This is a genomic window from Paenarthrobacter sp. TRD_SC_7 (assembly GCF_056156245.1).
The window spans coordinates 3,749,167-3,769,847 of record NZ_CM149587.1 but is presented as its reverse complement, the minus strand read 5'-3'; the positions used below and the strand labels follow the sequence as shown (position 1 = coordinate 3,769,847).

The 20,681-nt window shown below is 62.9% G+C and carries 16 protein-coding genes, 1 pseudogene and 1 riboswitch; of the genes and pseudogenes, 6 read left to right on the top strand and 11 right to left on the bottom strand.

Features of this window, described 5'->3' with window-relative positions; genetic code table 11:
* Positions 1 to 34 precede the first annotated feature (34 nt).
* Together AC0J5Z_RS17920 and AC0J5Z_RS17915 are read left to right on the top strand one after the other, a co-directional pair.
* Positions 35 to 2,350, top strand: coding sequence for a heavy metal translocating P-type ATPase (locus AC0J5Z_RS17920; RefSeq protein ID WP_475034980.1), 2,316 nt, complete (start codon positions 35 to 37; stop codon positions 2,348 to 2,350).
* 28 nt (positions 2,351 to 2,378) lie between these two features.
* A complete protein-coding gene (locus AC0J5Z_RS17915) occupies positions 2,379 to 2,627 on the top strand; it encodes a YHS domain-containing protein (protein WP_475034978.1) in 249 nt (82 codons plus the stop codon).
* Between the two features lie 695 nt (positions 2,628 to 3,322).
* On the opposite strand, the gene AC0J5Z_RS17910 is transcribed toward AC0J5Z_RS17915, so the two are convergent.
* Together AC0J5Z_RS17910 and AC0J5Z_RS17905 are read right to left on the bottom strand one after the other, a co-directional pair.
* Complete coding sequence (locus AC0J5Z_RS17910) at positions 3,323 to 4,648, bottom strand: MFS transporter (RefSeq protein ID WP_475034977.1); 1,326 nt, start codon at positions 4,646 to 4,648, stop codon at positions 3,323 to 3,325.
* 152 nt (positions 4,649 to 4,800) lie between these two features.
* A complete protein-coding gene (locus AC0J5Z_RS17905) occupies positions 4,801 to 5,643 on the bottom strand; it encodes a hypothetical protein (RefSeq protein WP_475034974.1) in 843 nt (280 codons plus the stop codon).
* Positions 5,644 to 6,113: 470 nt separating this feature from the next.
* On the opposite strand from AC0J5Z_RS17905, the gene AC0J5Z_RS17900 reads away from it, so the two are divergent.
* On the top strand, positions 6,114 to 6,449 hold the full coding sequence (locus AC0J5Z_RS17900) for a metal-sensitive transcriptional regulator (protein ID WP_475034971.1): 336 nt from the start codon (positions 6,114 to 6,116) through the stop codon (positions 6,447 to 6,449).
* Positions 6,450 to 6,711: 262 nt separating this feature from the next.
* On the opposite strand, the gene AC0J5Z_RS17895 is transcribed toward AC0J5Z_RS17900, so the two are convergent.
* The 8 genes and pseudogenes from AC0J5Z_RS17895 to AC0J5Z_RS17860 all read right to left on the bottom strand — a co-directional run bounded on the left by AC0J5Z_RS17895 (position 6,712) and on the right by AC0J5Z_RS17860 (position 14,367).
* Positions 6,712 to 7,167 carry a DUF2269 domain-containing protein gene (locus tag AC0J5Z_RS17895; protein ID WP_475034969.1) on the bottom strand — a complete coding sequence of 152 codons (456 nt, stop codon included), beginning with the start codon at positions 7,165 to 7,167 and terminating at the stop codon, positions 6,712 to 6,714.
* Between the two features lie 254 nt (positions 7,168 to 7,421).
* Positions 7,422 to 7,827, bottom strand: a pseudogene (locus AC0J5Z_RS17890) (four-helix bundle copper-binding protein); the annotation flags it as partial.
* Between the two features lie 59 nt (positions 7,828 to 7,886).
* The gene (locus AC0J5Z_RS17885) at positions 7,887 to 8,648 is read right to left on the bottom strand and encodes a M23 family metallopeptidase (protein WP_475034968.1); all 762 of its coding nucleotides are present in this window, start codon (positions 8,646 to 8,648) and stop codon (positions 7,887 to 7,889) included.
* A 47-nt stretch (positions 8,649 to 8,695) separates the two neighbouring features.
* A riboswitch (cyclic di-AMP (ydaO/yuaA leader) is annotated at positions 8,696 to 8,867 on the bottom strand.
* Positions 8,868 to 9,528: 661 nt separating this feature from the next.
* Positions 9,529 to 10,407 (bottom strand): F510_1955 family glycosylhydrolase, encoded by an 879-nt coding sequence (locus tag AC0J5Z_RS17880; protein ID WP_475034966.1) that lies wholly within the window; start codon positions 10,405 to 10,407, stop codon positions 9,529 to 9,531.
* Positions 10,408 to 10,496: 89 nt separating this feature from the next.
* A complete protein-coding gene (locus AC0J5Z_RS17875) occupies positions 10,497 to 11,114 on the bottom strand; it encodes a DUF305 domain-containing protein (RefSeq protein WP_475034964.1) in 618 nt (205 codons plus the stop codon).
* 144 nt (positions 11,115 to 11,258) lie between these two features.
* The gene (locus tag AC0J5Z_RS17870; RefSeq protein ID WP_475034962.1) at positions 11,259 to 11,753 is read right to left on the bottom strand and encodes a hypothetical protein; all 495 of its coding nucleotides are present in this window, start codon (positions 11,751 to 11,753) and stop codon (positions 11,259 to 11,261) included.
* Positions 11,754 to 11,850: 97 nt separating this feature from the next.
* Positions 11,851 to 13,995, bottom strand: a complete 2,145-nt coding sequence (locus AC0J5Z_RS17865; RefSeq protein ID WP_475034960.1) for a copper-translocating P-type ATPase — start codon at positions 13,993 to 13,995, stop codon at positions 11,851 to 11,853.
* 63 nt (positions 13,996 to 14,058) lie between these two features.
* On the bottom strand, positions 14,059 to 14,367 hold the full coding sequence (locus AC0J5Z_RS17860; protein ID WP_475034957.1) for a heavy-metal-associated domain-containing protein: 309 nt from the start codon (positions 14,365 to 14,367) through the stop codon (positions 14,059 to 14,061).
* 234 nt (positions 14,368 to 14,601) lie between these two features.
* Here AC0J5Z_RS17860 and AC0J5Z_RS17855 point away from each other — a divergent pair, with 234 nt between their 5' ends.
* The gene (locus tag AC0J5Z_RS17855; RefSeq protein ID WP_475034955.1) at positions 14,602 to 15,000 is read left to right on the top strand and encodes a hypothetical protein; all 399 of its coding nucleotides are present in this window, start codon (positions 14,602 to 14,604) and stop codon (positions 14,998 to 15,000) included.
* 194 nt (positions 15,001 to 15,194) lie between these two features.
* Positions 15,195 to 18,074, top strand: a complete 2,880-nt coding sequence (locus AC0J5Z_RS17850; RefSeq protein ID WP_475034953.1) for an NPCBM/NEW2 domain-containing protein — start codon at positions 15,195 to 15,197, stop codon at positions 18,072 to 18,074.
* 71 nt (positions 18,075 to 18,145) lie between these two features.
* Here AC0J5Z_RS17850 and AC0J5Z_RS17845 read toward each other — a convergent pair whose 3' ends face one another.
* Positions 18,146 to 18,649: a MarR family winged helix-turn-helix transcriptional regulator gene (locus AC0J5Z_RS17845; protein ID WP_475034952.1), complete on the bottom strand. Its 504-nt coding sequence runs from the start codon at positions 18,647 to 18,649 to the stop codon at positions 18,146 to 18,148.
* 87 nt (positions 18,650 to 18,736) lie between these two features.
* On the opposite strand from AC0J5Z_RS17845, the gene AC0J5Z_RS17840 reads away from it, so the two are divergent.
* Positions 18,737 to 19,681: an EamA family transporter gene (locus AC0J5Z_RS17840; RefSeq protein ID WP_475034950.1), complete on the top strand. Its 945-nt coding sequence runs from the start codon at positions 18,737 to 18,739 to the stop codon at positions 19,679 to 19,681.
* The last annotated feature ends 1,000 nt before the right edge of the window (positions 19,682 to 20,681 follow it).

Genomic DNA, 20,681 nt, shown 5'->3' with positions numbered 1-20,681 from the left:
GGTCGGGCTCCGTAGCGGGAGAAAGAAGCACCCCATGTCTGCATCAGCAGCCTGGCAGCCAGCGCCGGAACTCGACATCGAGCTAGAGATCGGCGGGATGACGTGCGCCTCGTGCGCCAACCGGATCGAACGCAAACTCAACAAGCTCGATGGCGTCATCGCCTCCGTAAACTACGCTACCGAAAAGGCCCGCATCACCGCTCCTGCCGGATACGATCCTCAGTCCTTGGTTGCGGAGGTCGAAAAGACCGGATACTCCGCGGCCCTGCCCAGCGCACGGCAGGAACATCAAAACGACGAAGACGACAACCGTCCCGACGCCGAACTGCGGTCGCTGAAACACCGTCTCATCGGCAGTGCCGTGCTCGCGATCCCCGTCATCGCCATGGCGATGCTCCCTGCCCTGCAGTTCAATTACTGGCAATGGCTTTCCTTGGCGATGGCCGCTCCGGTGATCCTCTGGGCGGGCTGGCCCTTCCACAAAGCCGCGTACACCAACCTGCGGCACGGTGCCGCGACCATGGACACCCTGATCTCCATGGGCACCACTGCTGCGTTCCTGTGGTCCCTTTACGCCCTGTTCTTCGGCACCGCCGGGATGCCGGGGATGACGCACCCCTTCGAACTGACCGTGGCTCCCACTGATGGTGCGGGCAACATCTACCTGGAAGTCGGCGCCGGGGTGATCCTGTTCATCCTGGCAGGCCGCTACTTTGAGAAGCGTTCCAAACGCCAGGCCGGGGCAGCGCTGCGTGCCTTACTGGAGTTGGGCGCCAAGGACGTGGCCGTGCTGCGCGACGGTGACGAGATTCGCATCCCCACCGATCAGCTGTCCGTCGGCGATGAGTTCATAGTCCGGCCGGGCGAGAAGATTGCAACGGACGGCGTGGTCGTCAGCGGCCGCAGCGCGGTGGACGAGTCGATGCTCACCGGCGAATCGGTGCCTGTGGAAGTCGGCGCCGGCGACACAGTGACCGGCGCCACCGTCAATTCCGGTGGCCGGCTGGTCATCCGCGCCACACGCGTAGGTTCGGACACCCAGCTGGCGCAAATGGCGCAACTGGTGGAGAACGCCCAATCCGGCAAGGCCGAGGTCCAACGTTTGGCTGACCGGATCTCCGGTGTATTCGTGCCCATCGTGATCGCAGTGGCTGTTGGCACACTGGCCGCGTGGCTCGGCGCAGGATTTCCGGTAACGGCCGCATTCACCGCGGCCGTGGCCGTTCTCATCATCGCCTGCCCGTGCGCCCTGGGATTGGCCACGCCAACCGCACTGTTGGTCGGCACCGGCCGGGGAGCCCAATTGGGCATCCTGATCAAGGGCCCAGAAGTCCTCGAATCAACCCGCAAGGTCGACACCATCCTGCTCGACAAGACCGGAACTGTCACCACCGGCAAGATGACCTTGCGGGACGTGCACACCGCGCCAGGCACCAACCCTGACGAACTGCTCCGCGTCGCCGGAGCCTTGGAGGATTCCTCAGAACACCCCATCGCCCAAGCGATCGCCCGCGGTGCCACCGAACGCGTCGGGGACCTGCCAACCCCCGAAAACTTCGCGAACGTCGAAGGCCGCGGCGTTCAAGGCGTGGTGGAAGGGCATCTGGTGATCGTGGGACGCGAATCCATGCTCGCTGACTGGTCACTGACGATGCCGGTGGAGCTGGCTCGTGCCAAGGCTGAGGCCGAAGCAGCCCGCGAGACGGCAGTAGTCGTAGCCTGGGACGGGCAGGTCCGCGGTGTGATCACCGTTGCCGACGCAATCAAGGACACCAGCGCAGAAGCCATCGCACAATTCCGCGCCCTTGGTCTGACGCCGGTGCTGCTCACAGGCGACAATCGTGTCGTGGCCGAACAGGTCGCCGCCCAGGTGGGGATCGAGCAGGTCATCGCAGAAGTCATGCCCCAAGACAAAGTCCGTGTTGTCACGGACCTGCAGAAGCAGGGCAAGGTCGTGGCCATGGTCGGCGACGGCGTCAACGACGCCGCGGCGCTGGCCCAGGCGGACCTGGGCCTGGCCATGGGAACCGGGACGGACGTGGCCATCGAAGCGGCTGACCTCACCTTGGTCCGAGGAGATCTACGTGCCGCCGCCGACGCGATCCGGCTTGCCCGTAAAACCCTGGCCACGATTAAAACCAACCTGTTCTGGGCCTTTGCCTACAACGTAGCCGCGATACCGCTGGCCGCCCTAGGGCTGCTCAACCCCATGCTGGCCGGAGCCGCCATGGCATTCAGCAGCATCTTCGTGGTCACCAACAGCCTCCGCTTGCGCTCCTTCAAAAGCCACGCGGTAAACCCGTCCCCGACTGCAGCCCGCTCCCGCGCGCTGCAGCCGGTCGACGCCTAACCCCCCACCCCCGAAAGGAAAACCCACCATGGGAAGCTGCTGCAGCACCTCCGCCAAGGACACTTCGACAGAGGACCTGACTCTCACCGAGCGTCCCTCGCAAGACAATGACGCAATTGCCCACTGCCCCGTCATGGCCGGCACGCCTGTAGTCAAGGCTGCGGCCGAGGCCAGTGGCCTCTACCGTGACTTCGAAGGAAAGCGCTACTGGTTCTGCTGCGCAGGCTGCGGACCGGCCTTCGACGCCGACCCGGCCAAATACGCCCACGCCGGCTGACACTCTCGGCGAAGCATCCTGGGCGCGGTGACCTGAAGTCACCGCGCCCAGGGGCATACCACCGGGCATCAGTTGCGCGAACGCATCCACGGCCAGCCGCGCCACCGGAGCGGACGGGCACATATGACGCCCCAGCCCTAAGTACACGGGCAGTAGGGCCCGCTCCGTTGCCCGCCTTAGACGGATGGAGGGCCACGGTCAAGGAGTCGCCCGGATGTTCGACAGAGAGCAGTAGAGGACTCGACCGCCACTTCGTGGCCCCAAAGCCAGCTCGAACCCGCATAAAAGAACGAACCCGCGGCTCCCTTCCCGACGAGCTGAGGCTCTCACTGACCTGGGGCCAGGGCACCGAGATGCGCAGGCACAAGGATCTACAGCCAGACAGACCTTGATTACATCGCCCATGCACTCAACGACAGACCCCGCCAACGATCCGACGGCTGCACCCTCAATGAGATGATCAGAACCTTCCTGTTGCGATAACCGCTGGAAACCGCCCCGGCTCAAGGTCCCCTTGCGGCGAACTGTCCGGTCTCCTAAGTGACGAACTCATTAATCCGCCCGAGACGTCTCACGGCAAGATTCCCCGGGGCACCACAAACTTTTGAGCCGGTTGCCGGAACCCCGCAGAGGGTCCCGGCAGCCGGCTCTATGAACGTCGGAAACCGACGACTCTTTGTTCAGGGATCTTTTGTTCAGGGAATACGCACACAAGCGCACTGTCCCGCGGCCAGCGTGCCTTCTGCCACCCCGGTTTCTGAAATCGTCTCTACGTGACTTGCCGCAGGCTTCGGATGCACGGGGCTCGGAATAACAGCGTCATGGTGTCCATCATGGCGAGGCCACAGGTATAGGGCAGCTGCTGCTCCTGTGACAGTGAGAATTGCCAGCGCAGACCACGTTATGGTCAAGCCGGCGTTTGTTCCGAGCCAGCCGGCAATGGGATAGGTGATCAGCCAAGCTAGGTGAGAGAGCGAAAATTGCGCTGCGAAGACCTCCGGTATCCGGTTTGGTTCGCCGGCAGCGCGGAGGACCCTCCCCGTCGGGGTGATGATCATCGCCATTCCAGCACCGATGACCACCCAGATGATCGCTGTTCCCGCCCAGGTAGCGATCCCAGCCGCACTGAACGTAACGGCCCCTGCACTACCGGCTACGAGAATGGCGGCGCCGATCATCATGACAGTGCGCTCGGTGATCCGGTCCAGCACACGCGGGAGTGCCAGCGCAGCCAGCAGAGTTCCACCACCAGAGGCTGCCATCATCCAGGCAACGTCGGATTGGGAGCCGCCCAGTTCATCGCGAACATAGTTGACGGTGTTGACGATCACGATCGATCCCGCTGCCGCGACAACCAGGTTCAGCGCCATGATGCCGCGCAGCCTCGGTGTCCTGAAGAATGTTCTGATTCCGGCCGCAGCCCTGTCCCAGGGTTTGGTGTGGGCGCTTGGCTGCGCGTTGGGGATGCGTGTCGACATCACGAGAAGAGCGGAGACTACGAATCCAACCGAGGTGCCCAGGAAAAGCCAATTGAAGCTCATGAAGCTCAGCGCGAGTGCGGCAAGCAGGGGACTGAGCAGGCTCTCCATGGTGTAGGCGACCTGGGAAGCGGACAGGGCACGCGTGTAGGCGGCTTTGTCGGCCACGATGTCGGGTATCACCGCTTGGAATGTCGGCGTGAACGCCGCCGAAGCTGACTGCAGGAGGCCGATCAGGAGGTAGATATGCCAGACCTCGGTGACAAAGGGCAACGCAAGAACCACTGCAGCTCGAACCACGTCGAGAGCGATAAGGAGCGCCCGGCGGGGTAGTCGGTCGACATATGCGGCAGCCAGAGGTGCGATGATCACGTACAGGACCATCTTGATCGTCAGTGCTGTCCCGAGGACCTCGCCCGCGCGCGGGCCCGCGAACTCGTACGCGAGCAGGCCAAGGGCCACCGTCGCCAGACCAGTGCCGAACAAGGCGATGACTTGGGCGCTGAAAAGATAGCGGTAGTCGCGGATTGCGAACAAACGCATGGGTTTCCTTTCATCCATGCAGCGGGGCAGCCTCAGAGGCCGCCCGCGAAAAATGAGGCTTCAGCCTCCTGCGAGACTGGATTGGTGGCGGATCTCAGCCGACGGCCAGGTTGAAGGCGCACCACGGTTGGATTCCCCGCTGACGGTGGAGGTCAGGCGTGGTGGTGATGCTTCCCATGGTCGCCATGAGATTCCTCGCCGGGCTTGCCAGGACCTGTTGCGGCCCCTGCGGCAAAACCCTCGGTGGACGTCGCTTTGGCCGGCGCCGTGAACTGCGCGGTAATAACGGCGCCCTTGTGCTGGAAATCCAGATGCAGACGGTACAAACCAGCTGAAGGTGCAACTGCCATGAATGAGACGTCCGGGCCCGGCTGGGTTGTTCCGTCACCAGGTTCTCCCTCGGGATGGACATGAAGATAGGCCAGGTCTTCGACGCGAAGTGCCACCAAGTGCCCAAAGGCACCAAGATATGGCTGCAGATCCGTCACCGGCTGTCCGTTCCTGGCGACGCCGAATGTAAGTTCGCTCGCCTGACCCGGAACAAGTCCGCCCTCAAGCGTCACGGTGTAGCCGCCGATGTCCACGCTCTGTCCAACACCGGGAAGCGGTTGCGGGATGTACTCGCCGGCGACGGAGGCGTCGATGCCCAAAGTCATGGGCCCGTGGTGTCCGGACGGGTGGAAGTCCGTGAAAATCCGCCAAGGTCCAGGAGTGAGGTCCAGAGCGATAGTCCACAACCCTGATTGGTCCCTGATCGGGTGGACATGCTGGAAGCCAGTCATGTCACGGCGGATGGCGATCAGGTGCAGTTCCTTCTCATGCGTGGGCGTGAACTCATTCATGGTCTGTCCGGCCGGGCCAACAATCCGGAAGGTTACCGTCTGCGTTCCGCTGCCGAGCGGTTGGGAATCGAAATCCAAGGTGTATCCATGCTCCGACTGCATCAGGCCGCCGGCTCCTTCACCGCCGTGGCTGCTATGGCTAACGTCAGTCATATCGTCTCCTTGCTTGAGAATTCGGTTCCGGACGTATTGTGGCGAGGAGCTGGCAGCGGCACGTCGTACCGGCTTTCGCCATCCGGAACACCATACCCCGGGAGGGTATTGAATTACTCGTGACTATACCCCATGGGGGTATCAATTGACAAGCTTCGAGCGGCGCCGGACTGGCGCGTTTGTCCGGCTCACAAAGGAGGGTGGTCTTGAATTCCCCATCGCCGACGTTATACCCTTGGGGGGTACCTGTAGCGAAGAGGAAAAGCGGATGAACCGGACCAACAGCGTGACTGTAGAGCCCGGAAACGAGGACCGCGCTAGTACCATAAGTAAGGTGATTCGCTGGGCGTCGGCCTGTCTGTTCCGGTGTGTGGTCGATCTGACAGTGAAATCTCTGGAAAACAGATCTTCCCGCGACGGCACGGGATACCCACACCCACTACCATCTACGGCTACCCACAAGGAATAGAATGACCACGAAACAGCTGCCTCCCAGCTCTGAAACAGGGGCCGAGGGCCACGCAAACCACGGCTATATCACCGACAAGGAGCGGTACTTGGCCCGCCTCAAGCGGATAGAGGGCCAGGCGCGGGGGATCGCGCGGATGGTCGATGAGGAACAATACTGCATTGATATTCTCACCCAAGTATCAGCGCTGACCTCTGCCCTGCGCGGTGTGGCCCTGGGGTTGCTCGATGACCACATGAAGCACTGCGTCCTCGATGCCGCCCAACTCGGCGGAGACGCAGCCGAGGCTAAGCTGCAGGAAGCCTCCGAGGCCATCGCTCGCTTAGTCCGCTCCTAACCGCTTATGGGCTGATTCAAGGCGGAAAGTCCGAACTTTGAAAGACCCCGCTTCAAGACACGCGCCAGGATGGTACGGCCCGCGTTATCCAACGTCAATCACCTATGGCCGATAGTTGTCGGAGCGCAGGGTAGCCGCCCTCCGGTAGTTGCAGATCGGACCTGGTTCCTGGCAGTGTCCGTGATTCAGCAAGCCCGCGACCTGGACATAGCCCACGGCCTCGATTTGCTTTCCTGGCGCACGTTTGGCGCTCCCGCCTCGATCATGGCACTTGTTGGAGTCGTGTCCGGCGCTTCTTTTGTCCGTAGCTTGTCATGCCGGGCGGTTCATAGACGGCCAGAATGGTTGCCAGCAGAAGCACCACGAGTGCTCCGCTGGTGTGCAGCAACGGTGAAGGCATTTGCGCGCCGGCCATGACAGGGCATTTAGCTATGTCCGCCAGCGGCTCGATGGTATCCGTATACATGACCAGGACGACTGTGGCGATGAGGGTGAGCGCGAGCTTCAGGAGAACCCAGTAGTGGCGGAAGAGTCCCCGCCGGGTGGCAAGTGCCAGGACCGTTCCGGTCAGCAGGGACCCCAGGGCCAAAGGGATGAGCAGCGACCAGACTGTGGCTTGCAGGGCAAGCCAGAGCAGGCGGCCTAGCTCGGGGCTGTCACCGCTGAGGCTCGCAATGTCGAGGACGACGAAAACAGCGACCGCGCCAATCCAGCCCAAGGAGCAAAGGACGTGAAGGGTCAGTAGGAACTTCCGGGAGCAGAGCTAAGAACCATCAGTGACCTATCCCAGGGCTGGTAGCCGGAGCCTGTCCGGCCGCTGAGCCGGGTGCCGTCACGCTGGTGCCGCGCTGCGGCTCGTCGGAATCACCATGGCCGGATTGCGGCCGCAACCGCAAACCTCCGCCCTCTAACCCACCATGGCAGAAAACTCCCTGCGCGTTTGCTAGTCCTGAGAGGTGCCAGCGGTAATGTGAGAGTCTCCAAAAGGGAGGCACAGGCGTTCTCGCAACGGCGGCACGCCACGGCACAGATCGTGCAATGCCCGTGCATCTCCGCGTGCTGTTCACAGTCCTTGGCGCAGACGCCACACGCGGTCCGGCACGCTTCGAGCATTGCCCTGACGATGTCGGTGTTGGTGGCGGTTTGGCGGCTGAGGATGGTGCCGGTCGCGGCGCAGATGTCGGCGCAATCGAGGTCGGTGCGGATGCAGGCGACCAGATCGGCGACCATTTCCTCACTAAGACACGCGTCGGCACAGGCAGTACATACTTGGGCACATTCGAAGCAGGCAGCAATACACTCAGCCAACTTTCTCCTTGTCCACAAGCCCTGACGTTCTTGGGTGGGCATCGATCATCGCGCTGATACGGTGGCTCATGGGCTCTGCTCCTCACACAGGTCATGAAGCGGCCGGCCCGCCGGGGGTGAACTGTCGGCTCAGATGAACGTTCCAGGATCCACTGTCTTGTCGTTCACCATGACCTCGAAATGGAGATGGCATCCGGTGGAGTTGCCCGTCGTCCCCACCCCGGCAATCTGGGCACCTTTGGCGAGGACCTGTCCGACTGAGACTCCGATGCTGGCCAGGTGGTTGTACGTGGTTTTCAGTCCGTTACCGTGGTCAACGACGATCCTGTTGCCCCCGCCGTATTGGCTCCAGCCCGCCTCCACGACGGTCCCTGGCCCGGCAGCGAAGACCGGAGTGCTGCACGCTCCGGTCAGGTCGATCCCGGTATGCCATTCTCCGGTTGCTCCCGTCAGCGGATTCACCCTGAGGCCGAAGGGTGAGCTGACGTTGACCGAAGCCATAGGTGCCCGGAGGCCGGGAGCAGACTCAGCCGGCGGGGCCTGGGGGACAACCACGGGGGCTGGGGCGGCAGCCGCCGGGGCTGCTTCTACCTTTGTTGGCGGGGCGGCCACCGGAGCAGGCGCCGCCTGCGAACCGACGAGCGGGCGGTCAAAAGAAAGGGAAGCCGCTGCTTCGGCGCCGATCATCGGCTGCGCGGCCGAGACTGGTTCAGCGGCCGGGACAAGGTTCGGTGCAGCGCCAGATCTCCCGGGCTCCGCTTGCGCGGCGGATAAGACAGAGGCGGCGATCAGGCCGGTCGCTGCCGCCGCTGCACCGAACCGAGGGCCACGGTTAAGCAGCGAAGAAAGATGATAAGCGGTCCCACGGCCAGGGCTGGTGGGAGTTGACATGGGGGCGGCGCGACGGCGCCGGTGCTGGGAACGGAAATGCAATGCGGGGGTCCTCTCGGCGCCGGCGAAGTTAGCTGTCGGATTCGGACGAGTGGACTGTCCGGCCCGCCCCGCTGCCCCGCCGATGGGCGGGCAATCGCAGGGCCGGCTTCACCCCAAGGTGCTACGCGCACCGCTGTTGGGTCCTCCGCCCCCGCCTGGATCTAGAAAGTCATGGACCGCCGACGGGGTTTGGCGAAACGGGCCAGCATACCCATGGCGGGTATGTACGAATCCAAGACTAACCAAAAGGAGTAAGAAGTTACAATTTCGTTACCATGGGATTGGCGTGTCCATCAAGAGTCGTGCCGTTTCGTCGACTATGGCGTATACCGTGAAGCGCGATGCATGGCGACACCCAAAGTGGAGGCACACCCTGCGGCGGGATGCGGTAGATGGCCTTAAACCCAGGGCATACGCGGGGGTAAGGTCGCACCTTCCGGGCCCGATATCTTCGTGTGACTCAGCCCGAGCCCCGGCCAACTCCGGGCAGGACCTGACGACTCTCTCGACGGCCTCCGACGCGGCACCCACACAGGCGGAATCCACAACTCCTCCGCAGCCCACTGCACCGACGCAGACTACCGGCCCCGACGACAGCAAGGCGCCCTTGGTCGCCGTCGTCGGGGCAGGGATCCTTGCCCTTGTTGGGCGAGGTTTCCTCCTTTCAGAGGTCACTTCGGAAAAGCCCTAAGCCGGAAGGGCGATACGTACCCGGCAAGCGGCAGCGCCGCCGGCGCGGCCATAGTTTCAGCAGCGGCCAGGAACGCATTGGTCAGGGGAATCCGACAGAGACCTCCTTGCGGAGGTCCCGGTCGGAATCGACCCCCGTCGGCCCGTGTCAGGGGGCGTCGGCGGGGCGGTAGCTCGTGCCTCCACCGGTGGAGACAACGATCCCTTCGGGCGTGGCAGCCCAGATCCAGGGATTCCCGTCGGCGCCCTTGAGGGCCGCAATGGCTAGAACTTCACCGTCGATCCGTCCTTTCTTGGTCCACGACTTGCCGGCGTCCGCCGAGTAGTAGGTGGTCCCGTCAGGGGCGACGCCTGCCGCTTCGTCCGGGTTGGCGAATGCGGCGTACTGAATCACTGGTCCGGTCTTATCCAGGGTCCAGGTTGCCCCGCCGTCGGTGGAGCGCTGGATTCCCTCGGTGGTGGTGCCCAGTATGGTGTCGCTGTCCGGGTGTCCGGCCAGGACTGCGGGGGCGAACATGGCCGCTACGGTGTTCCAGGTTTTCCCGTCGGGGCTGCTGCGCAGTTCCCCGTCGAAGGCGACGATCCCGGATTTGGTGGTGGTCAGGGCGTGGAAGTCGGATTCGCCTTGCCGTGAGAGTTTCTCCCAGGTTTGTCCTCCGTCGGTGGACTTGAGCAGACCGAGGGGGTTGGGCAGGTCAGAGCCCGGGCCGGGGTGACCGGAGGCGTAGAACACGCCGTTCTCTCCGGCGGTGAAACCCATCAGGTCGTTCGTGCCGCCGATCTTTCTGGCCGGTTGTTTGGTGACGTCGAACAGCCCGTCGTGGGTGGCCAACAGCACCTGGCTGGTGTCACCGTTGACGGTCAGTCCGTGGACATGGCTGCTGGGCAGGGCCTTCTCCGTCAATTCGACGGAAGGCGTTGTGGAAGCCTGTGGGCTGGCCGGGGCGCAGGCAGCCAAGGAGAGCAGGAGCGCGGCACCCGCCGTAAGGGCGCCGGTCCGTGCTGTCGCGGTGGTGAAAAATTGCATAGGAAGCTCCAGGTTAGGGGGGAAGGCGGGTATGCAGAGGGCACCGGGCCCCTCTTTGGGTGAGGGGGCCGGCGCCACTGTGGGGCTGGCTAGAGGGCGGCCAGCAGCGTCTGCATTTCCTTGATCTCGGTTTCCTGGGCGCTCACGATGTCCCTGCTGAGCTGGACAGCTGCGGTGTCCTTCCCGTCCGCGGTTTCTGTCTTGGCCATGGTCACGGCACCTTGATGGTGGGCGATCATTTGGGTCAGGAACAGCTTCGCGGCCTCAACACCCTGGGCGGCTTCCAGCTTGGTCATGTCTTCGGCGCCCATCATGCCGTCCATGCTGTGCCCGGCGGCCATCTGAGTGGGTTCGCCCCAGCCTTTCAACCAGCCGGTCATCTTTTCGATCTCCGGTCCCTGTGCGTCCTTGATCCGGGTAGCCAGGGCTGTGACTTCGGCGGGAATGTCCTGCTTCTTGAGGATCATGTCGCTCATCTCCACGGCCTGGGCGTGGTGCGGGATCATCATCTGGGCGAACATCACGTCGGCGGCGTTATGGTCCGCGGCCGCTGCCGGACTTGATGCGCTGGAGGAGCTGCTGCCGTGGTCCATTCCCGGCATGGACGTACCGGAGGAACTGGAACCACCGGAAGCGCCGCAGCCGGCCAGTGCGATGGCGGCAGCGATGGCCGTTGCGGCAGCAGGTAAGAATTTCTTCGTATTCATCAAAATCAGGTCCTTCACAAGAGTTCGGGGGGCGCAAAGACGCCCGCGCAAAAGGGGGATGCATCAGCTGGGCCGTCCCACGGCTAAGGGCTGGGAGGGCGCAAGAAAAGAATGGCTGGGCTTGGGCCCGGGCAGGCGGAACGCCTACGTTCTGCTGATCGACAAGTCACCCGGTGAAGGACTGCCGGGACGGTAGGACAAGGGGACACGATCTGTGCTGGTGGAGGCTGCGGACTGGCCCGTGATGGAGATCGAGTCATCCGGCGCCGGCGCCGCCAGGCCACCGGTCGCGACGGTGGGAATGCAGGAGGCACTTATGGAGTGCTGGCTTGAGCAGTTTCCGGAGCAGGAGCACTGCGTCAGGGAGGCTGCACCGTTCGACGTAGACAGCGCCTGCAACACGGCAGGCTCCGGCGATGAGACCAGGTGATCGGCGTGCCCGGATGCTTCGCTTCCGGATGTAGACCAATCCGGTCCGGTCGTATCCGGCGTACCTGCGGAAACGATGCCGCTTGAGTGTGCCGAGTGGGTGCCGGTCATGACGTGCATGCCCAGGATTCCGGCGACGATAGCGAGGACGGTGGCCAGAAAGGAGGCCGTGAGCAGGGCGGAACCGGCCATGGTGCGTTGCGCGGCCATGCTGCTCCTCCTCCCTGCGTGCTTGCTGCTTCCTAGGCTACCGGCACCGGCGCGGCATCAGGGGATGCGTTGCGCCGGCGCCGATGGCCCCAGATGGTCAACGAACCTGCGATGGATTCAGTTTCACCCGGCGGAGCAGCTGGGCGTTGAGGGCGACAACGATCGTGGAAACCGACATCAGGACCGCCCCAGTGGCCGGGGACAGGACGATCCCCGCGAATGCCAGCACGCCCGCTGCCAAGGGCACCGCGATGACGTTGTATCCGGTGGCCCACACCAGGTTTTGCCACATCTTGGTGTAGCTCGCCCTCGATAGGTCAACCATGGACAGCACCGCCCGCGGGTCGTTGCCGGCCAGGATCACCCCGGCTGATTCCATCGCCACATCGGTTCCGGCACCGATGGCGATGCCGACCTCGGCCCGGGCCAGCGCCGGGGAGTCATTGACCCCGTCCCCGACCATCGCAACCTTCAGGCCACGGCCCTGCAGTTCAGCGACCTTCTTATCCTTGTCCGCGGGCAGCACTTCGGCGAAGACCTCATCGATGTTCAGCTCCTCACCCACGGCCTTCGCCACCTGGATGGCGTCGCCTGTGATCATGGCAACTTTGATGCCCCTGCTTTGCAAGGCTGCCACGGCCTGCCGGGACTCGGGTCGGATGGCATCCTCCAGGCTGACCGCCCCCAGAATCCTGTCCCCATCCACCACGTGCAGAACGGCTGCGCCGCGGTCCATCCATTCCCGGGTCGAGCCGGCCAGGGCCTCGGGTTCCGTGAGCCCCAGCTCGCGCAGCAGCGCAGGCCCCCCGACTTGGACGGTCCGGCCATAGACCGTCGCGCGCACGCCCCGGCCTGTCATGGAAGTGAAACCTGTCGCGTGCGGGAGCAGCAGGCCTTTGTCTTTCGCTGCCCGGACGATGGCCCGGGCTGCAGGGTGTTCACTGTCGGATTCGACGGCTGCTGCCAGCGCCAGCAGCTCGTCGGTCGCCCCGCCGTCAGGGGTGGCGGTGTTCCTGACCTCGGGTTCGCCCTTGGTCAGGGTTCCGGTCTTGTCGAACAGAACGACGTCGACGGTGCGCATCCGCTCCAGCGCGATCCGGTTCTTGATCAGCACCCCGGCCCGCGCGGCCTGTTCGGTGGAGATGGCGATCACCAGCGGAATGGCCAAACCCAGGGCGTGCGGGCAGGCGATTACCAGGACCGTGACGGTCCGTGTCACCGCTTCGGGCAGGCTGCCCAAGAGAATCCACGCTATGAAAGTGATGACACCGGCGGTGGAGGCGAAGTAGAACAGGAACGCCGCGGCCCGGTCCGCGAGGGCCTGGGCTTTCGAAGACGAAGCCTGGGCTTCGGCGACCAACCGCTGGATGCCGGCCAAGGCCGTATCGTCCCCGACCGCCGTCACTGTGACCCGGACAGTGTTGTCGGTGGCCACGGTCCCGGCCACGACTGGGTCGCCCACGGCGCGGAGCACCGTTTTGGATTCCCCGGTGATCATGGATTCGTCGAACTCGGCTTGCCCGTCAGCGATGGTGCCGTCGGCGGGCATCCGGGCCCCGGAACGGACCAGGACGATGTCCCCAGTCTTAAGTTCGGAAACCGGGACGGTTTCGACGCCGGTATCGGTGACGCGTTCGGCTTCGTCGGGCAGCAGAGCGGCCAGGGCGTCGAGGGCGCCCTGGGCCGAGCCGAGCGCGCGCATTTCGATCCAGTGTCCGAGCAGCATGATGGCCACCAGCAGCGCCAGTTCCCACCAAAAGTCCAGATCAAAGTTGCCGATCCGAAGGCTTGTGGCCCAAGACGCGGCGAACGCGACGGTGATGGCCATGCTGATCAGCAACATCATGCCCGGCTGCCGGGACTTCAGCTCATTCAGGCCACCTTTAAGGAAAGGCATGCCCCCGTAAACGAAGATCACGGTTCCCAAAACGGGCGGGATCCAGGCCGACCCCGGGAATTCCGGTGGCATGTACCCCAGAAGATGCCCGAACATCGGGCTGAAATACACGACCGGGACCGACAGCGCCAGCGTCAGCCAGAACCTGTCCTTGAACATGGCCGTGCTGTGCCCCGCATGCTGGCCGTGGCTGTGCACCGCGTGATCGTCCCGGCTCTCGGCCCCGTGTGGGTGGGGGTGGTGCCCATGCTCGTGAACATGTGTCCCGTCCTCACCGGACTGAGGGGTTGAATCCAGGTCACCTTCGCTGACCGGTGAAACGTGGTGATGGTCGTGCTCTGCCATGATGAGCTCCTCCAATTACGGCCGCGGCATCGCACGGGGCGGCGCAGGCCATGTGGGTTTGATCTAGCTGGTCAGACTGTATCCAGCCGACGTGACGGCATCCCGGATCGCGGCAGGTGTGGCTGATCCGGAAACGACTAGGCGGGAGACTCCGCCGGGGACGAGTTCAACGGCCGCGGCGTCCACGCCGTCTACAGCATGGACGGCCTTTTCGACGCTGGCTTTGCAGCCGCCGCAGGTCAAGCCTTCCACGGAGTACTCGAGATCGACAGTGCCCGCCTGGGGGCTCTGGCTCGCTTTGGTGGAGCAGCAGCCGCAGCCTGCGGGGGACGCAGAAGTCAGGGGCAGTTCGGTACGTGATGGTGTTTGCACGTCAGTTCCTTCATTGCAGAAGATGCGATGGTGCTGTGGTTGAACGGTTGTAAAGAGGAAATCCGTAAACCTCCGCGACATACCACTCGCTGACAACATGCCGAATATACCCCTAGGGGGTATCGTCGTCAAGATCTCCGTACTGTTCAGCCCCAAACGAAGAGGAGAGAACATTGAATCGGGCAGCAAGGAAGGGTCATTCTTGAGGAAGTGCAGACACGAAAGGAGGCTGCTGTGGATCATTCAGACCCGGACAGAACGGAACTGCAAGTGGCCGGAGTGCTCGCGGCCCTGACCCACATCGACAATGTAGGATTCCACGGAATCGCCACAACTCTCACCGAGGCAGAGCCGACAATCGACCGGAACTGGGCGGCCTTGATCCGTAATGCCCGCATCGCCGTAGCCGTTACCGTCTGGCCGGAGGGCCTCCAACCCGAAGTCGATAGGTTTACCGCGGCCGCCGGAATGATAGTCGCCGTCCTGGAACGGCGGGACTTAAATGCCGTCTCAGATCCGGCGAAGGAACTCCATATCGCCTACCACGCGCTCAGCGACGCAGGCTGGAGCCACCTTGCATCAACAGCAGGGATTTCCAGCGGCAGTGACCATCACGACGCCGGACACCACTGAGAAATTCATCCCGATCCATACGGCGAGCGGCGTCGGATGGTTGCTCGGGAGAGTGTCGGCCTCCGCATGTCTCTCTCTTCTGCGCTCAGGTGTCCTTGTTCAAACCTGTGCATTTCGTTGCCTCGGCCGAGCTATGAACAGAGACTCCTTGAGGAAACCCACTCAATGAGGAGCCTCACTTGCACCCACAACCCATGGCCAAGCGACTGGCCGCAATAATCACGTCAGCGACAGTGATGGCGGCGACGCTGGTAGCTGCTGGAATCGCTGCCAGCCCCGCAGCAACCGCAGCCGAACTACCCCCGCCGCCCACCGGCGTCGTATATGCCAGCGACGTTCCTTGGGCAAGCATGACCAACGGTTGGGGACCGGCTGAACTGGACATGAGCAACGGCGGCCAGGCGTTGGGGGACGCCAACCGCAGGCCGCTGACCATTGGCGGCACTGTGTACGCGAAGGGCATTGGTACGCATGCGGCGTCGTCCATCACGTACAACCTTGGCGGGCAGTGCCGGCAGTTCCTCGCTCAGGTGGGGGTGGACGATACCCAGGGGGATCGCGGCCGCGTGGACTTCAAGGTCCTGGTGGATGGCGTGGAGCGCTTCGCGGGGGAGCGGAAAGGGGCGGATGGAGCCCTGCCTATCAACGTGGATCTCAGGGGCGGGACCCTGCTGCAGCTCAAGGTAGAGGCCGGCCCGGAAGGCAACGGCAACGATCACGCCGACTGGGCCGATGCCAGGATCAACTGCTCCGATGAGTTCCTTGCCGTGCCACTCCGCCTCGAGGCCTCAGGTGAGACCAACCTTGGTGCGCTTGTTCCAGGAACTCCCGCGATCGTCGTCGTGCGTGACCTGCAGCCCTTGGGCGCAGTGGACCTGACGCTGGGTGGGGCGACGGTGACCAGCGGCGTCGCAGACCAGAACGGGGTGGCTACTCTGACGTTCGTGGTTCCGGTGGGTAGCGCAGGCGGTGCCACGGAAGTGGGCGTCAGCGGCCCGGGACCGTTCGGGACACCATCGGTGGGCAGGACCCCGGCGAACATTGTCACGATCAGCAGCACTAAGTTCTTCGTTGACTGCTCTGCCAGTGTGCCAGGAGACGGCACTGACCAAAGCCCCTTCAACTCGATCGCCCAGGTCAATGCGCATGGCGCTTTCGCCGCGGGTGAGTCCATCCTGTTCCGCGCCGGAACCGCATGCGAGGGCGCGCTGACGCCGGGCGGTACTGGCGTCGCGAACCACCCGATCACGGTCGCGAGCTACGGCGACGGCGACAAGCCAACCATCAACGGCGGCGGCGCTGTAGCCGCCGTGCAGATCACCAACGCCAGCCACTGGACCGTGAGCGGGCTGCACGTGATCAACCCGTCGGCTGAGCTGGGCCGCCGCGTGGGCATCCTGTTCAACACCACCACGGCGTCCCCGCAGGCGGGAGTGGTGATCACCGATAACCATGTGGAGGACGTTGCCGGTTGGTCGAACAAGACCGGGGCCCGCAGCGCCGAGTTCCCGCTGTCCGCCGGGATCATGGTCCAGGTGCAGGGCGGTTCGGGGGCCTACAACGGCATCACCATCACGGGTAACGAGGTCAACGACGCCGGTGCCGGTGGCATCAAGCTGGCCGGCGATACCTCGCTGTATCACCGCAACGTGTACATCGGGCGCAACTCGATTCACGAGGTTGGCGGCGACGCGATCGTGGTGCACAACTCGGACGCGCCGCTGGTGGAGCACAACAGCGGGCTGAACCTGGGCATGGGCAAGTACCCGTTCATCGCGGGCAACTTCGCCGGAATGTGGCCGTACAACTCGCGCAACACGCTGTTCCAGCACAACGTGGTTGGCAACAGTGTCATGTCCACGTACGACTCCACTGCCTGGGATTGCGACATCAACGTGGTGGGCACCTGCATCTTCCAGTACAACTATTCGTACGGTAACGCGGGCGGCTTCTACCTCAACTGCATCTCCAACTGCGCGGGCGGCGCCACCTCGGCCAACGTCATCCTCCGCTACAACATCGCCCAGGACGACTGCCGGATGGGCGGCGGCAGCAGCGGCACGGGCAAGCACTACATCTACAACAACACCTTCTACTGCCCGTCCCGCACCTTCCTGGATGACATGACCGGCCCGCGCGAGGTCCGCAACAACCTCTTCGTTGCACCGGGCGGTGCTTTGAAAGTCGCGTCGGCTGTGTATGCGAACAACGCGTACTTCGGGGGCATGGTGCCGCCCGCGGGCGAGACGGGTTCCGTGCTCGGCGATCCGCGGTTGGTTGCCGGTGGCAGCGGGCAATCCTCGTTGGACGTGCCGGGGTACCGGCTGTTGTCCGGGTCTCCTTTGCTGGGTGCGGGCGTTCTTGTTGCGGACGACGGCGGGAAGGACTTCTTCGGTAACCCCACCTCTGGTGCGGGTTCTGTTCCGAATATTGGCGCCTACCAGGGGCCGGGTGTTGCTGCTTCTGCTTTGCCTTTGGGGGCGTTGGTGAACCAGACGTCCGTTGCGAGCGCGGCGAATCCTCGGAATGGGGCTGTTACGCCGGACCGGCGGACGTTCTCCGAGGAGGCTTTGGCTGCCGCCGGGCTGGTCTCGGGCGAGCGGTATTCGGCGTTTGGTGTGTCATCCGTGTGGCATCCTTCGGCGGTGGGGACGCCGGACACTCTCAAGGCTGCGGGGCAGGAGGTTGCTGTTTCCGGGAAGGGGCGGACTTTGCTGGTGACTGGCTTCTCTACTGGCGGTGTGTCGACCGGAATCGCGACGGTGCATTTCACGAATGGCCAGAGCAGGCAGGTCACTCTAAACCTGCCGAACTGGCTCACCGGGGTTGCTACGGATTCCTCGGTGGTTGTGGCTTCTTCGGCTTATCACCAGCGGCACACGCAGGCTTACATCGGAGGGCCTTCCACGGTGCTGCGGGTTGATGAGCGGGCGCGGGTTTTCGCCACGAAGATTGATATCCCTCCGGCGTTCGAGGTGGCGAGTGTGACGCTGCCGCAGGGGAGTGCGCTGGTGAATGAGGGGCTGAACATCATGGACATTGCTGTTGGGAATTTGCCGGTCGGCTTGAGGTGAATTTGGCTGGCTGGATGAGATAGGGCCCGTGTGGGATCCGCTGGGGAAGCGGGTCCCACACTGTTTTGTTCTTAGCCCGGCTCGCCATCGTTGTTCGTCAGCAAGAACTTCCGCAAGAGGTTCGCCAGCTGCGTCCGTTCGGATTTGGTGAGGCCCTCGAGCATCTTGTGCTGGTTCTCCACGTGGTGCTCAACCACCTCATCCACCAAGGCGAGCCCCTCGGGCGTGAGGCTGATTAGCAGTTGTCTGCGGTTCTCGGGGTTGGTCTCCCGATGAACCAGGCCGCGGGACACCAGGCGGTCCACGCGGTTGGTCATGGCTGCGGAACCGATCATGGTCAGGCTGGCCAGTCGCCCAGGCGTTAAGGGAGCTTCGACCGCAGAGCGACGCAGCGTAGCCAGGACATCGAACTCCCACGGCTCAAGCCCGAATTGGTTCATGAACTTCTGAACGTCGAGAGCAGCCAAGCGACTGGCCCTGTTGAGTCGGCCGAGGACACCCATGGAGCCGACGTCGAGGTCGGGGCGCTCCTTGTTCCACTGCTCAAGAATCATGTCTACTGCGTCGCGGTCCATCGTCCTCCAATGCTTGACCTCAAACAGTACAGCACCTACATTGTCTTACATCAAATAGTTCGACATCAAAATGTATGGAAGTGAATAATGCCCGTGTCCGTAGAGACTGTCAGCAGCAAACCGGGAGGGTCCGCCCTGTCTAAGGCATCCTCTCGAGACCTTTTCATCACCGCACTCGCACCCATGGTCTGGGGATCCACCTACCTGGTGACCACCGAGTTCCTTCCCGCAGACCGACCCCTTCTGGCAGCAACCGTGCGAGCCTTGCCGGCGGGCATCGTTCTGATGCTGATCACCTGGACCTGGCCGCGGGGGAGTTGGTGGTTCAAGGCCGCCGCGTTGGGGGCACTCAACATTGGGCTGTTCTTCTTCCTCCTGTTCTTCACCGCGTACCAACTGCCCGGAGGCGTCGCAGCGCTGGTCGGGTCCGTCCAGCCGCTGTTCGTGCTCTTCCTTGGCGTGCTGCTGCTGGGGGAGAAGATCCGCGCGGCGCACATCGTGGCCTGCGGCGTTGGAGCGGCAGGTGTCGGCTTGCTGGTTCTGCGGTCTGACGCAACGTTGACTTTTGTGGGTGTGCTCGCCGGGATGGCGGCGGCGTTGAGCATGGCGGCCGGCATCGTCCTCACCAAACGCTGGGGGAGGCCCGACGGTGTGGGGCTGCTTGGGTTTACCGGCCTGCAGTTAGCGATGGGTGGGGTCATGCTGCTGCCCGTGACGCTGGTGGTTGAAGGGCTGCCGGGATCGGTATCGCTGCCTAACCTGGCGGGCTTTGCTTATCTCAGCGTCATCGGTGCCTTGGCTGCGTATGCCGTGTGGTTCCGAGGCATCCAACGCCTGCCCACGATGGTGGTGTCGTTCCTGGGATTCCTGAGCCCGCTTGTTGCTACGGTGCTGGGGTTTGTGTTCCTGGGGGAGTCGTTGTCGGGCTGGCAGCTGGTGGGTGCGGTGCTGGTGTTGGCGGCTGTGTTCTTGGTGCAGCGGCCGGAGGTAGAACGTGCAAAAGAATTGCCGAAAACTGAGACGATCCGTTGAGCGTTGGGGCGCGTGTTCGACGGGGGTGCGTTCGGACGGGCCCACTCTCGAAGGTCGGGGTATCCGTTGACTCGTGCTGCCTGTCGGTGTCTTACGGGAGGTTCGCCAGTTGTACATCGGATGAGGACGATCTAGACGGCTGCAGTGTAGATGGCTTCGTCATCATCGACGGTGGATCAACTTACTTAGTGAAAAACTTGCGATTTGCGTTCTCTTTGCAACGGGCTAGTATCACCCGTCCTAAGTGGTTGCTGCTTGCTTTATTGAAAGCAGGTTCCGGCGCGCATGCCGGTCCCCGTTTACCTAAGAATAGAACTTAGGTCTAGTACCTATGCTTTCTATGGTCCACAAGGAACGTCTGTTACTTCATCCCATGCAGCTGCTGAGTACCTCGTTGAGCCAAGGAAGATCTCACCGTACGTTTCAGTGCGGTAGGAGGTGCTGTTCCCATTTGCGCACCAATAAGCATAGTCATTTGTGAATGAACTCGCCGGTCCCGAATATATCGTGTTCGAAGCGACTTGGTTATTGTAGCTGAACCACGCATAGAACCCCATCCAGGAATCCATGTCAGCCGTCGTGAAAACGAAAGGACATGAGGTGAGGTTGCTCGAAACGATTCTATTGGAATCTTGGTAAACCCATACCGATAGTCCGCATCCAGAAGGATAGAGCATTGGAGTTACCTGAGTTCCTCGCTTCTTTTCTTTAGGCTCAACCTCTGTGTAGGCAGTGGTTGAGGTAGACAAAACCTTTGCACCTGATGCCCGAATCTTGGCATCTTTCGCAGCGACCTTAGGGTCACTGAGGTCCAAAGGTCCGCCCTTCACTGGAGCGTGATGAAGTTGGCCTGTACTCGTGTTTTGATCCTTGGATCCAATTCCAGAATCTGCGTTGGCGCCAGGGACGATTGTCAACGCCCCAAACAGTACGGACGCAAGCACGGCCGTGGTAAATCTCATCGCTATTTTCATGGTTCCTCTCCTTTATCATGGAGGAT

Excerpts from the sequence above, each read along its gene's own strand:
- AC0J5Z_RS17870 (WP_475034962.1), bottom strand. The coding sequence starts at position 11,753 with ATGGCCGCGCAACGCACCATGGCCGGTTCCGCCCTGCTCACGGCCTCC.
- AC0J5Z_RS17900 (WP_475034971.1), top strand. The coding sequence starts at position 6,114 with ATGACCACGAAACAGCTGCCTCCCAGCTCTGAAACAGGGGCCGAGGGC.
- AC0J5Z_RS17880 (WP_475034966.1), bottom strand. The coding sequence starts at position 10,407 with ATGCAATTTTTCACCACCGCGACAGCACGGACCGGCGCCCTTACGGCG.
- AC0J5Z_RS17850 (WP_475034953.1), top strand. The coding sequence starts at position 15,195 with ATGGCCAAGCGACTGGCCGCAATAATCACGTCAGCGACAGTGATGGCG.
- AC0J5Z_RS17915 (WP_475034978.1), top strand. The coding sequence starts at position 2,379 with ATGGGAAGCTGCTGCAGCACCTCCGCCAAGGACACTTCGACAGAGGAC.
- AC0J5Z_RS17845 (WP_475034952.1), bottom strand. The coding sequence starts at position 18,649 with ATGGACCGCGACGCAGTAGACATGATTCTTGAGCAGTGGAACAAGGAG.
- AC0J5Z_RS17875 (WP_475034964.1), bottom strand. The coding sequence starts at position 11,114 with ATGAATACGAAGAAATTCTTACCTGCTGCCGCAACGGCCATCGCTGCC.
- AC0J5Z_RS17905 (WP_475034974.1), bottom strand. The coding sequence starts at position 5,643 with ATGACTGACGTTAGCCATAGCAGCCACGGCGGTGAAGGAGCCGGCGGC.
- AC0J5Z_RS17920 (WP_475034980.1), top strand. The coding sequence starts at position 35 with ATGTCTGCATCAGCAGCCTGGCAGCCAGCGCCGGAACTCGACATCGAG.
- AC0J5Z_RS17840 (WP_475034950.1), top strand. The coding sequence starts at position 18,737 with ATGCCCGTGTCCGTAGAGACTGTCAGCAGCAAACCGGGAGGGTCCGCC.
- AC0J5Z_RS17885 (WP_475034968.1), bottom strand. The coding sequence starts at position 8,648 with ATGTCAACTCCCACCAGCCCTGGCCGTGGGACCGCTTATCATCTTTCT.
- AC0J5Z_RS17865 (WP_475034960.1), bottom strand. The coding sequence starts at position 13,995 with ATGGCAGAGCACGACCATCACCACGTTTCACCGGTCAGCGAAGGTGAC.
- AC0J5Z_RS17910 (WP_475034977.1), bottom strand. The coding sequence starts at position 4,648 with ATGCGTTTGTTCGCAATCCGCGACTACCGCTATCTTTTCAGCGCCCAA.